Here is a 12215-nt window from a genome sequence, read left to right as displayed (position 1 = left end):
AGGCCGGATAAAGCGCAAGCGCTGCCATCCGGCAATGTTGTGATGCCCGGTGGCGCTACGCTTACCGGGCCTACGGGTAAGGTGCAGGAAGCGACGTCAATAACAATAACGAGGTTTAAAGATGGGGCAAGTGTCACAATCACATGATTTAGGGGGCGGGCTGAAATCACGCCACGTCACCATGCTGTCTATTGCCGGGGTAATCGGCGCAAGTTTGTTCGTCGGTTCAAGTGTGGCGATTGCAGAAGCCGGTCCCGCAGTATTATTAGCCTATCTGTTCGCCGGATTGCTGGTGGTGATGATTATGCGCATGCTGGCCGAAATGGCCGTTGCCACCCCGGATACCGGTTCTTTTTCCACTTACGCCGATAAGGCCATCGGGCCGTGGGCAGGTTATACCATCGGCTGGTTGTACTGGTGGTTCTGGGTGTTAGTTATCCCTCTGGAAGCGAATATTGCCGCCATCATTCTGCACTCCTGGGTACCGGGCATTCCTATCTGGCTGTTTTCTCTGGTTATCACGCTGGCGTTAACCGGCAGTAACTTGCTGAGCGTTAAAAATTACGGTGAATTCGAGTTCTGGCTGGCGCTGTGCAAAGTGGTTGCCATTCTGGCGTTTATTACCCTCGGTGCGGCGGCGATTAGCGGTTTCTACCCTTATGCCGAAGTTAGCGGAGTTTCACGCCTGTGGGATCAGGGCGGCTTTATGCCCAACGGTTTTGGCGCCGTGATCAGCGCGATGTTAATCACCATGTTCTCCTTTATGGGCGCGGAGATAGTTACCATCGCCGCCGCCGAATCCGATACCCCGGATAAACATATCGTTCGCGCCACCAACTCGGTTATCTGGCGTATCTCTATCTTCTATCTGTGCTCTATTTTTGTGGTGGTGGCGCTGATCCCGTGGAATATGCCGGGCCTGAAAGAAGTCGGTTCTTACCGCTCGGTGCTGGAGCTACTGCATATCCCGCACGCGAAATTGATCATGGACTGCGTCATTTTACTGTCGGTGACCAGCTGTCTTAACTCCGCGCTGTATACGTCATCGCGTATGCTCTACTCCCTGAGCCGCCGTGGCGATGCCCCCGCCTTTATGGGTAAAACGAACCGCAGCAAAACGCCTTATGTGGCGGTGTTACTGTCGACAGGTGCCGCGTTCCTCACCGTCATCGTCAATTATTACGCCCCGGCCAAGGTATTTAAATTCCTGATCGACAGCTCCGGTGCCATCGCGCTGCTGGTGTATCTGGTCATTGCCGTTTCTCAACTGCGGATGCGCAAAATCCTGCTGGCGCGAGGCGGTGAAATTAAACTGAAAATGTGGCTCTATCCGTGGCTTACCTGGCTGGTCATCGCGTTTATTATCTTTGTGCTGGTGGTCATGCTGTTTCGCCCGGCACAACAGCTGGAAGTTATCTCTACCGGGTTGTTAGCCATAGGAATTATTTGCACCGTGCCCATTATGTCACGCTGGAAAAAACTGCTATCGTGGCAAAAAGCACCATTGCAAAATACGCATTAAACCTGTTCCCGGCTCAGGCCGGGAAATCCTTTCAGGAGTATGACCATGACCGCCATTCCCCAACCGACGGCCATTGATGGATACCGCTGGCTGAAGAACGACATCATCCGCGGTGTGTATCAGCCTGATGAAAAACTGCGTATGAGCCTGCTAACCTCACGCTATGAGCTAGGTGTGGGACCGCTGCGCGAAGCGCTTTCGCAGTTAGTTGCCGAGCGGTTAGTGACGGTGGTTAATCAGAAAGGGTATCGTGTCGCCCCGATGTCAGAGCAGGAGTTGCTCGATATTTTCGATGCCCGCGCCAATATGGAAGCCATGCTGGTCGCGCTGGCCATTGAACGCGGCGACGACGCCTGGGAAGCTGAAATTCTGGCGCGCGCACATATGCTCAGTAAGCTTGAGGCCATTGACGCCAGCGAACAGATGCTCGACGAGTGGGATCAGCGCCACCAGGCGTTTCACTCGGCGATTGTCGCCGGCTGTGGTTCACAATATCTGTTGCAAATGCGTGAACGGCTGTTTTCTCTGGCGGCGCGCTACCGGTTTATCTGGCTACGTAAAACGGTGCTGTCGGTTGAAATGCTGGAAGACAAACACGATCAGCACAAAACGCTGACCGAAGCGATTCTGGCACGTGATGCCGCGCGCGCCAGCGAATTAATGCGCCAGCACCTGCTGACGCCGATTCCGATAATTCAACAGGCTATGTCCGGTAAATTGCTGACGCAATAAGCCTGAATAATATTACTGTTCCGGAATACGTAAAACCTGCCCAGGATAGATTTTATCCGGGCTTTTCAGCATTGGTTTATTCGCTTCAAATATCTGGTTATACAGGTTGGCATTACCGTAAACCTGTTTGGCAATAGCGCTCAGGGTATCCCCAGATTTCACGGTATAAAACTGGCTTTCGCTCGCGGGTGCAGAGGTTTTAACCTGATCGTCTACGCTGGCGATACCGGAGATATTACCAATCGCGATCAGAATTTTTTCTTTCGCTTCCTGACTTAATCCCTCACCAGAAACAGTGGCTTTGCCTTCGTTAATTTGCACGTCCACTTTATCCGCATCAGGGATGCCGGTTTTGTTCAGGTGTTCCTGCACTTTTTTTGCCAGATCGGCTGTGTCATGGTTTCCAGTGACCGCATCCCACAGTTTTTCACCTGCATCTTTTACAAAATTGAAGAGTCCCATATCCACCTCGGTAATTAACAATCAACACCCAAAAGTGTAGCAGAGGAGAAAGGGGCACAAAGAAAACGGCGCCAAAGCGCCGTAGTAGAAAGGAATTAGTTACGCGTCTGTATCCAGAAGGCATGGATCAAACCAGGAATGTAGCCCAGCAGCGTCAGAACGATATTGAGGATAAATGCCCAGCCGAATCCCTTCCCCAGCAGCACGCCAAGCGGGGGCAGAATAATAGTAAAAACGATTCTCCAGAAACCCATACACACTCCCTACAAGCAAAAGTTAATCATTGTTTAAAAAGAGATTTTATCTCTAAGAGTAGCCATTCTACCCAACTCTGCCAGCATTCCGCGGCTGTTTTACCCTCCTTTACGCTCTTTACGCTGGCGTACGTTGGTTACTTATTTTAGAATACGCTTAATTTAGATCATGCTTAAATACATATGACTGAACTTGAACAACTCCAGGCCAGCGCTGAACAGGCTGCCGCCCTGCTAAAAGCGATGAGTAACCCGAAACGGTTGCTGATTTTGTGCATGCTCTGTGGTTCACCCGGTACCAGCGCGGGTGAGTTAGCCCGTGTTACCGGCCTTAGCCCTTCCGCCACATCCCAGCATCTGGCGCGTATGCGTGAAGAAGGTCTGATAGAAAGCCAGCGCGATGCTCAGCGCATCCTCTACTCCATTAAAAATGCGGCTGTGAATTCGTTGATCGCCACATTAAAAACACTGTATTGCCCATAAGGAGCCATCATGACTATTGGGATGATTTCCCCACGCGAGGCGCAGACACTGGTCGCGCAGGGTGCAAAACTGATTGATATCCGCGATGCTGACGAGTATCTGCACGAGCATATTCCTGAGGCACATCTGGCGCCATTACCCGCGCTTGAGCAGGGATCGCTGCCAGCGAATTTACGCGCCGAGCAGGTGATTTTTCACTGCCAGTCAGGCAAACGTACACAAAATGCGGCAACAAAACTGAGCGCCATCGCCGCACCCGCGCAGGTCTGGTTGCTGGAAGGTGGAATTGACGGCTGGAAAGCCGCAGGGTTGCCGGTGGCGAAAGACAGTTCACAACCGTTACCGCTGATGCGTCAGGTGCAGATAGCCGCAGGCAGCCTTGCCCTACTCGGCGTTATTCTGGGCTATAGCGTTAGCAGCGCCTTCTTCCTGCTGAGCGGTTTTGTAGGCGCCGGGCTGATTCTCGCTGGCATGACCGGCTTTTGCGGTATGGCGCGATTACTGGACATCATGCCCTGGAACCGACGTACTCATTAAGCGGTAATCATTGAAACAGCACTGTACCCGCCGGTTGACGTGATCTATGGTGAGTTCTGCGATAAATGATAAATAAAGGAGCGCAACAATATGTTTAAACCTGGCGATCTGGTTCAACCGCGTATGGGCGGTCCAAAACTGAAGGTTGTTGAAGTCAATGACGATCAAATTGTGGCGGTACAAGCCAGTAATGAAAGCGGTGATAAATTCACGCTGAAAGCAGCTGATGTCACGCGATATACCGAAGAGGGTGATTTCGGCGTTTGCTGAAAATAAGCGGTGAGGATCTCCTCACCGCCTTCGCAATTAGATCAAAAAGTCATCAAGAGATTTACCGGCAGCCAGCGCCTGGGCAATTGGCTTCGGTGTGCGACCTTGCCCGGTCCATGTTTTCGTTTCACCATTGAGATCGATAAAACGATATTTCGCCGGGCGCGGTTGGCGTTTTTTAACTGAACGTGCCGTCGCAGGTGTTATGCTCAGCAGCTCCTCCGGGCTGATCCCGTCTGCCTGCATCTGCGCCAGCAAGGCATTAATTTTCGCCTGCTGTTCTGCACGTTGGCGCTGTAGCTGTTCTTCTTCATCACGCCGTTCTTTGGTCACTACCCTGAATTTTTCAAGCATATCTTCCAGTACATCAACGGAAAATTCACGAGCCATTGCACGCAGCGAGCGGATATTATTTAAGTTTTTTAACATTGAACTCATATTAACAAAACCTCTTTAACGTAAAACATAAAAACGGTATTACGCTAAATATTGTATGCAACTGATTATTATATTTCCAGTCTAATTTATTCGTTTATCATTAAACAAATAGCCAACTCTGATATTTATAGCATCCATTCTGCTATCGCCCAGACAATATATTCTATTACCCTGATTGCAGCTTTGAATATACCTGCAAGGTATCTCAGCGCGTCACTTAAGAAACAAGCCACAGCATCTCGTGGAACCAACGAGTATACATATTGCACATCAGTCAACATTCAGAAAAGGAGCGCAAAAAATCCAGAAAAACAAGCAACAATAACTCTTTGATCTAAAAAGACTTTAATTAACACAGCAACGAAAATACCAAAACGAACAAAAAACAAACCATTGCAGAGCATTTTATCGACAAAAAGACAATAAATAAAAATTTTCAGCTAGTTGCTAGTTATTATCCAGGCAGATATCCTATTAAAACGCGAAAGCAGCAAGACAAATCACTAGCAGTTAAGGTATTCAAAACCTTTTTTCCCCTTTTTACAAGGAGCATTAACATGTTCTCTCCGCAGTCACGCTTGCGTCATGCAGTAGCAGACACGTTCGCGATGGTTGTTTATTGTTCTGTCGTGAACATGTTGATCGAAATATTCCTATCTGGAATGAGCTTCGAACAGTCGCTGTATTCCAGATTAGTCGCTATCCCTGTCAACATACTGATCGCGTGGCCATACGGCATGTATCGTGATTTGTTCATGCGCGCGGCCCGTAAAGCCACGCAGGCAGGATGGGCAAAAAATCTGGCGGATGTGCTGGCTTATGTCACCTTCCAGTCGCCGGTGTATGTGATTATTCTGCTGACGGTTGGCGCAGACTGGCATCAGATTACAGCTGCAGTAAGTTCGAACATCGTGGTGTCAATGCTGATGGGCGCTGTCTATGGCTACTTTCTTGATTATTGCCGCCGCTTGTTTAAGGTCAGCAGCTATCATCAGGCTAAAGCCTGACACGCTTTTTCGCGACTGGCACTGCCAGTCGCGTTATTAGTTAGAATTAACGTCGCCAAACAGCCCGCTCAGATAACGTTCAAGCGCAATACGCGAGCTAAAGCCGTGCGGAATACCATAATGCTCATGAGTCTCTCCGGCTAAATACAGCGGGAATTGCTGGTAATGATCGCAAGTTTTAATATCCGTTGCCGGTTCCGCCAGCGAAGAGCTACGTTCTTTCAACGTGGGATGGATAATTAATGCGGTACGCCCCATGCGAGCTTCACGATTAACATACACATAATTTTCGCCACGCCGATAGCCGTACGTTTTCTGCGTCACTACATCAACGGTAAAGCCCACTTTTTCAAGTACGCGCGCCACCTCATCAGGTCGTAAATACATATTATTTTCCTCGTTATCTTTTACTGCGGGCTTACCTTACCTGATTCAGCATTAACAACGCTTTCAGAAAAGTCCATAAACGAGTGAACACGATGAGATGAATATCTTAAGAACCGTACAGATTTATGTCAGCGCCAACCTCAGTTGGTAGGCCGCCTGTTGCGCCATTTCCGCCGAGCTGATATTGGTAAATGACAGCAATATTCCACCCTTTCCTTCTGACGTTATTCGCCAGCGGCTTAGCGCCTGAACCGCTAACCCGGCCTGATTCGCTTTGCGCACCAGCGCAATATCATCTCCGTCTACACTCATCACCAGTTGAATCCCACCTTCCTGAGGAATGACGCTAAACCCTTGTTTAGTCAGGGCGTTTTCCATCCATTGTCGTCGTTCGGCATAATGCTGGCGCATACGTTTTAAGTGCCGCCAGAAGTGGCCGTCTTGCATAAAATCTGCCAGCGTTTGCTGCCATAAAACCGGAACGCTACAGGCCGTTAGCGCCGCCTGCTGACGAAAATAATCGACCTGAGTCGGGGGCACCACCAGCCATGCCGTACGCAAAGCCGGAAACATCGATTTGCTGAACGTTCCGGCATAAATCACCCGCTGAGGCGCATCCAGACTTTTTAGCGGCGGCAACGGCTTACCGTGGTAACGAAATTCACTGTCATAGTCATCTTCGATTACCCACGCCTGCGCGCGAGTCGCCCACTCCAGCAACTGGTGGCGACGGTCCAAAGACAGTGCTACCCCCAGTGGGCTTTGATGTGCGGGAGTGAGCAGTACAAAACGCGCCTGCGGGTAGTCGCGGATCCCGGCGCTGACATCCAGACCATCGGCATCCACCGCTACCGGCATCAACTCAATGCGTTCCTGAGCCACCACGGGCCGGATCAGCAGAAAACCGGGATCTTCGACCCACATTCCCTCACCGGGATGCGCCAGAGCGCGCAGGATTAACGTCATTGATGCCGCATAGCCTGAAGTGATAAAAATCTGCTCTGGCTGGCATTCAATACTGCGTGAAACGCGCAGGTAATCAACAATTGCCTGGCGTAACACCCTTTCGCCACATACATCGCCCACCGCCAGATCAAAACGCGTTTGGGTGCGTAAACGCCGTCCCATCACCCGTGCCCAGACTTCACGCGGAAAAAGATCGAGTGCGGGTAATCCCATCTGAAAAGGTTGCGGTCTGGGATTTTCTCCGGCGAAGATGGCAGGCGATGCAGGCGCCCTTTCTGGTCGCAGTTGCTCACTGACAAACGTTCCTGCCTGCCCACGCCGCGCGAGCCAGCCCTGCGCCACCAGCTCTGCATAGGCATTTTCCACCGTCGAGCGTGATACTCCCAGCTCCTGGGCCCAGGTCCGGCTGGAGGGCAATCTGGTGCCAGGCTTGAGTTCGCCTTTCTCAATTGCGTTTTTTAACTGACGGGCGATTTGCTGATAACGTGGCATTTATGGTCTGCTTTTTTGGCAACAATATGGCTCTCTGTTGCAGTCCATTATAGTGCTACATTGCGGGTCATCCAAACGAGGAGAAATACCATGACAATGTTACGCCAGCCCTATTACGAACTCAGTCCTGAAATCTATAACGCTCTGGTTCAGGCAAGCCAAGCGCTGGAAAACTGCGCGCTGGAACCTACGTTGACGGAACTGATTTACCTGCGGGTCTCGCAAATCAACGGCTGCGCCTTTTGTCTGGAAATGCACAGTAAAGCACTGCGCAAATCCGGTGTTGCGCAGGCCAAACTGGACGCACTGGCAGGCTGGCGGGTGAGTCACCACTTCAGCGAGCAGGAACGTGCGGCGCTGGCGTGGGCCGAATCGGTCACCCAGATTGCCACTACTCACGCCGAAGATGACGTTTATCTGCCGCTGCTAGACCATTTCAGCGCGAAAGAAATTAGCGACCTGACATTTGCCATTAGCCTGATGAACTGCTTTAACCGTCTGGCGGTGGGGATGCGCATGTGATTCTGCGCTGCCGGATGGCGACATAAATGCCTTATCCGGCCCGGGAAGTACTTTCCTGTAGGCCGGATTAGACGCGACGCGTCGTCATCCGGCAACCTGCGATGGTACATATCACTTCCCCCGCCACGCTCATCACCCAGCTCATCATCAATCTAAAATTCCCATATTTTGTATGGTTGAATCTTTTTAAAACTACATCTAGTATCTCTCCTATCAGGACACACACAACCCGACGCCCTCTATCGCGCCGATCTTTTATTTTTAAATGGAAATACGAATCATGCGCATTATTATTTACACTCGCAATAACTGTGTTCAGTGCCACGCCACCAAACGGGCAATGGAAAGCCGTGGTTTTGACTTTGAGATGGTAAACGTCGATTTACAACCCGATTTGGCTGATAGCCTGCGCGATCAAGGGTTTCGCCAGCTACCGGTCGTGGTCGCGGGTGAAACCAGTTGGTCAGGGTTTCGCCCGGACATGATCAACCGTCTGCATCCGGAACACCGTGTGGCCAGCGCATGAGTCAGCTCGTCTACTTCTCCAGCAGCTCCGAAAATACGCACCGCTTTATGCAGCGTCTGGGGCTGCCAGCCATCCGCATTCCGCTTAACGAACGCGAGCGGATCCGGGTAGACGAACCTTACATATTAATCGTGCCGTCCTACGGTGGCGGCGGCACTGCTGGCGCGGTCCCAAGACAGGTGATCCGCTTTTTAAACGATACGCACAACCGGGCGTTAATCCGTGGAGTGATCGCCTCCGGCAATCGTAATTTCGGTGACGCCTACGGTCGCGCAGGTGATGTCATCTCACAAAAATGCGGCGTGCCGTGGCTCTATCGCTTTGAGCTGATGGGCACCCAAAGCGATATCGACAACGTTCGAAAAGGAGTGAGCGAATTTTGGCAACGACAACCGCAGAACGTGTAATGCAGCCAACGCTGGATTATCACGCCCTGAACGCCATGCTGAATCTGTACGATAAAGCCGGGCGCATTCAGTTCGACAAAGACCATCAGGCGGTGGAGGCTTTCTTTGCCTCCCACGTCCGCCCAAACTCGATGGCGTTTGCCAGCCAGCAGGAGCGTCTGGAAACGTTGGTGGATGAAGGCTATTACGATGCCAGCGTGTTAGCCCGCTACGATCGCGCGTTCGTGCTGAAGCTATTCAACCATGCCCACGCCAGCGGATTCCGTTTCCAGACGTTCCTCGGCGCATGGAAGTTCTACACCAGCTATACGCTGAAAACGTTCGACGGTAAGCGCTATCTCGAAGACTTTGAGGATCGGGTCACAATGGTGGCGCTCACGCTGGCGCAGGGCGATGAAACGCTCGCGATGCAGCTGACCGATGAAATGCTTTCCGGGCGCTTTCAGCCCGCCACACCAACCTTTTTAAACTGCGGAAAACAGCAACGCGGTGAGCTGGTCTCCTGCTTCCTGTTGCGTATTGAAGACAACATGGAGTCTATTGGTCGGGCGGTCAACTCCGCACTTCAGCTCTCCAAACGCGGCGGCGGCGTGGCATTTTTACTCTCCAACCTGCGCGAGGCAGGAGCGCCCATAAAGCGCATTGAGAACCAGTCATCTGGGGTGATCCCAGTAATGAAAATGCTGGAAGATGCGTTTTCTTATGCGAATCAACTCGGGGCACGTCAGGGTGCGGGGGCGGTGTATCTGCACGCACACCATCCGGATATTTTACGTTTTCTCGATACCAAGCGCGAAAACGCCGACGAGAAAATCCGCATCAAAACGCTCTCGCTTGGCGTGGTGATCCCGGATGTTACCTTTCAACTGGCGAAAGAAAATGCCCGAATGGCGCTGTTCTCACCGTATGACGTGGAACGGATTTACGGCAAACCGTTCGGTGATATCGCCGTGAGTGAGCGGTATGACGAACTGGTTGCCGACGAACGTGTGCGCAAAAAATTCATTAACGCCCGCGATTTCTTCCAGCGGCTGGCCGAGATCCAGTTTGAGTCTGGCTATCCTTACATCATGTTTGAAGATACGGTGAATCGCGCCAATCCGATTGCCGGTCGGATCAATATGAGCAACCTGTGCTCGGAGATTTTGCAGGTTAACAGTGCCTCTACCTACGATGAAAATCTCAATTACGCACAGACCGGGCACGATATTTCCTGCAATCTCGGCTCGTTAAACATTGCCCATACCATGGATTCACCCGACTTTGGTCGTACCGTGGAAACGGCGGTTCGTGGCTTAACCGCCGTTTCGGACATGAGCCATATCCGCAGCGTGCCCTCGATTGAGACCGGAAACAGCGCGTCGCACGCAATTGGTCTTGGGCAGATGAATCTGCACGGGTATCTGGCGCGGGAGGGGATCGCCTACGGTTCGCCGGAAGGGCTGGATTTCACCAATCTCTATTTCTACACCATCACCTGGCATGCGCTGAATACGTCAATGAAGATCGCCCGCGAGCGCGGTCAAACCTTTGCCGGATTCAAACAGTCGCGCTACGCCAGCGGCGAATATTTTAACCAGTATCTGCAGGGCGACTGGCAGCCAAAAACCGACAAGGTTCGCACGCTGTTTGCCGCCAGCGGCATTACGCTGCCGACGCGCGAGATGTGGTCACAGCTGCGTGAAGATGTGATGCGCTACGGCATTTATAACCAGAATTTACAGGCGGTTCCCCCCACCGGTTCTATCTCCTACATCAATCATGCCACGTCAAGCATTCACCCGATCGTGTCGAAAGTGGAGATTCGCAAAGAGGGCAAAACCGGGCGCGTTTACTACCCTGCCCCGTTTATGACCAATGAGAATCTGGCCTTGTATCAGGATGCCTACGAGATCGGTCCACAAAAAATCATTGACACCTACGCAGAAGCAACACGCCATGTCGATCAGGGGCTTTCACTGACGCTCTTTTTCCCCGATACCGCCACCACGCGTGATATCAATAAAGCGCAGATTTACGCCTGGCGTAAGGGCATCAAATCCCTGTACTACATCCGACTACGCCAGTTGGCGCTGGAAGGCACCGAAATAGAAGGCTGCGTGTCATGCGCGCTGTAAGGAGGAGAAAATGACATTATCCCGCGTGAGCGCCATCAACTGGAACAAGATTGAGGATGATAAAGATCTTGAGGTATGGAACCGTCTGACCAGTAACTTCTGGCTCCCGGAAAAGGTCCCGCTCTCCAATGACATTCCGGCCTGGCAAACGTTGAACGCCGCCGAACAGCAGCTAACAATCCGCGTTTTTACCGGGCTGACGCTGCTCGACACCATTCAGAATGTTGCCGGAGCACCAGCGTTAATGGCTGATTCGTTAACACCGCATGAAGAGGCGGTGCTGTCGAATATCAGCTTTATGGAGGCGGTGCACGCCCGTTCATACAGCTCTATTTTCTCCACCCTTTGCCAGACCAAAGATGTGGATGCAGCTTACGCCTGGAGTGAAGAAAATACCCCACTCCAGCGCAAGGCGCAGATCGTTTTGACACATTACGCCAGCGACGAACCGTTGAAGAAGAAAATTGCCAGCGTGTTTCTGGAATCCTTCCTCTTCTATTCTGGCTTCTGGTTACCGATGTATTTCTCCAGTCGCGGCAAATTGACCAATACCGCCGATCTCATTCGTTTGATCATTCGTGATGAGGCCGTTCATGGGTATTACATTGGTTATAAATATCAAAAAGGTCTGGAGCATATTTCCGAGTCCGCACGCGAGGAGTTAAAGAACTTTGCCTTCGATCTGCTGATGGAATTGTATGATAACGAAGCGCGCTATACGGAAGAATTGTATGCAGAAACAGGCTGGGTGGATGACGTCAAAGCCTTCCTTTGCTACAACGCCAATAAGGCATTGATGAATTTGGGGTATGAGGCGCTATTTCCACCTGAAATGGCGGAGGTTAACCCGGCAATCCTTGCCGCGCTGTCGCCCAACGCTGACGAAAACCACGATTTCTTCTCGGGTTCTGGCTCATCCTATGTGATGGGAAAAGCGGTCGAAACCGAAGACGACGACTGGAATTTCTAGCAATCAATTCTGCGGGAAATACCGTACATTTTTCGCGGAAATATTTTAACAGGATCACACTTTTGTCGTGCAAATATAATTGTGTGATCTACACTCAATATCAGCCGCATTATTCGCCTGCAT

The 12215-nt window shown here is 51.3% G+C and carries 16 protein-coding genes; 11 read left to right on the top strand and 5 right to left on the bottom strand.

Annotation, left to right across the window (positions count from 1 at the left end; all coding sequences use genetic code 11):
- Positions 1–121 precede the first annotated feature (121 nt).
- Positions 122–1522: a GABA permease gene (gene gabP, locus OGX89_RS07930; RefSeq protein WP_032944690.1), complete on the top strand. Its 1401-nt coding sequence runs from the start codon at positions 122–124 to the stop codon at positions 1520–1522.
- Between the two features lie 45 nt (positions 1523–1567).
- Positions 1568–2254 (top strand): DNA-binding transcriptional regulator CsiR, encoded by a 687-nt coding sequence (gene csiR, locus OGX89_RS07925; protein ID WP_020996289.1) that lies wholly within the window; start codon positions 1568–1570, stop codon positions 2252–2254.
- A gap of 12 nt (positions 2255–2266) precedes the next feature.
- Here csiR and lysM read toward each other — a convergent pair whose 3' ends face one another.
- Positions 2267–2716 carry a peptidoglycan-binding protein LysM gene (gene lysM / locus OGX89_RS07920; protein ID WP_063940987.1) on the bottom strand — a complete coding sequence of 150 codons (450 nt, stop codon included), beginning with the start codon at positions 2714–2716 and terminating at the stop codon, positions 2267–2269.
- 95 nt (positions 2717–2811) lie between these two features.
- Positions 2812–2970: a YqaE/Pmp3 family membrane protein gene (locus OGX89_RS07915; RefSeq protein ID WP_003037242.1), complete on the bottom strand. Its 159-nt coding sequence runs from the start codon at positions 2968–2970 to the stop codon at positions 2812–2814.
- A 183-nt stretch (positions 2971–3153) separates the two neighbouring features.
- On the opposite strand from OGX89_RS07915, the gene OGX89_RS07910 reads away from it, so the two are divergent.
- The 3 genes from OGX89_RS07910 to OGX89_RS07900 all read left to right on the top strand — a co-directional run bounded on the left by OGX89_RS07910 (position 3154) and on the right by OGX89_RS07900 (position 4260).
- The gene (locus OGX89_RS07910) at positions 3154–3453 is read left to right on the top strand and encodes an ArsR/SmtB family transcription factor (RefSeq protein WP_003037247.1); all 300 of its coding nucleotides are present in this window, start codon (positions 3154–3156) and stop codon (positions 3451–3453) included.
- A 9-nt stretch (positions 3454–3462) separates the two neighbouring features.
- Positions 3463–3990: a rhodanese family protein gene (locus tag OGX89_RS07905; RefSeq protein WP_003826001.1), complete on the top strand. Its 528-nt coding sequence runs from the start codon at positions 3463–3465 to the stop codon at positions 3988–3990.
- Positions 3991–4080: 90 nt separating this feature from the next.
- Entirely contained in the window at positions 4081–4260 is a 180-nt protein-coding gene (locus OGX89_RS07900) for a GDFGVC terminal motif YodC-like protein (protein ID WP_003825999.1), read from the top strand.
- Between the two features lie 36 nt (positions 4261–4296).
- On the opposite strand, the gene stpA is transcribed toward OGX89_RS07900, so the two are convergent.
- The gene (gene stpA, locus OGX89_RS07895) at positions 4297–4698 is read right to left on the bottom strand and encodes a DNA-binding protein StpA (protein ID WP_008785604.1); all 402 of its coding nucleotides are present in this window, start codon (positions 4696–4698) and stop codon (positions 4297–4299) included.
- A gap of 557 nt (positions 4699–5255) precedes the next feature.
- Here stpA and alaE point away from each other — a divergent pair.
- A complete protein-coding gene (gene alaE / locus OGX89_RS07890; RefSeq protein ID WP_003037259.1) occupies positions 5256–5705 on the top strand; it encodes an L-alanine exporter AlaE in 450 nt (149 codons plus the stop codon).
- 36 nt (positions 5706–5741) lie between these two features.
- Here alaE and OGX89_RS07885 read toward each other — a convergent pair whose 3' ends face one another.
- Positions 5742–6092: a DUF2002 family protein gene (locus OGX89_RS07885; RefSeq protein ID WP_003037262.1), complete on the bottom strand. Its 351-nt coding sequence runs from the start codon at positions 6090–6092 to the stop codon at positions 5742–5744.
- A 123-nt stretch (positions 6093–6215) separates the two neighbouring features.
- On the bottom strand, positions 6216–7550 hold the full coding sequence (gene pdxR, locus OGX89_RS07880; RefSeq protein WP_125112812.1) for a MocR-like pyridoxine biosynthesis transcription factor PdxR: 1335 nt from the start codon (positions 7548–7550) through the stop codon (positions 6216–6218).
- Between the two features lie 90 nt (positions 7551–7640).
- Here pdxR and OGX89_RS07875 point away from each other — a divergent pair, with 90 nt between their 5' ends.
- The 5 genes from OGX89_RS07875 (at position 7641) to nrdF (ending at position 12092) form a co-directional block, all read left to right on the top strand.
- Positions 7641–8072 (top strand): carboxymuconolactone decarboxylase family protein, encoded by a 432-nt coding sequence (locus OGX89_RS07875; RefSeq protein ID WP_003825991.1) that lies wholly within the window; start codon positions 7641–7643, stop codon positions 8070–8072.
- A gap of 280 nt (positions 8073–8352) precedes the next feature.
- Positions 8353–8598, top strand: a complete 246-nt coding sequence (gene nrdH, locus OGX89_RS07870; protein ID WP_048236625.1) for a glutaredoxin-like protein NrdH — start codon at positions 8353–8355, stop codon at positions 8596–8598.
- Entirely contained in the window at positions 8595–9005 is a 411-nt protein-coding gene (nrdI, locus tag OGX89_RS07865; protein WP_003825987.1) for a class Ib ribonucleoside-diphosphate reductase assembly flavoprotein NrdI, read from the top strand. Before nrdH ends, nrdI begins: the two co-directional genes overlap by 4 nt.
- Positions 8978–11122: a class 1b ribonucleoside-diphosphate reductase subunit alpha gene (gene nrdE / locus OGX89_RS07860; RefSeq protein ID WP_193134568.1), complete on the top strand. Its 2145-nt coding sequence runs from the start codon at positions 8978–8980 to the stop codon at positions 11120–11122. Before nrdI ends, nrdE begins: the two co-directional genes overlap by 28 nt.
- Positions 11123–11132: 10 nt before the next feature.
- On the top strand, positions 11133–12092 hold the full coding sequence (nrdF, locus tag OGX89_RS07855; protein ID WP_048215699.1) for a class 1b ribonucleoside-diphosphate reductase subunit beta: 960 nt from the start codon (positions 11133–11135) through the stop codon (positions 12090–12092).
- Positions 12093–12215: the final 123 nt, after the last annotated feature.

The sequence above is a fragment of the Citrobacter sp. Cpo103 genome (assembly GCF_030332605.1).
In the GTDB taxonomy this organism is placed as follows: Bacteria; Pseudomonadota; Gammaproteobacteria; order Enterobacterales; family Enterobacteriaceae; genus Citrobacter; species Citrobacter portucalensis.
Note: the sequence above shows the minus strand (reverse complement) of the source record. Positions and strands in the feature narration are given on the sequence as shown.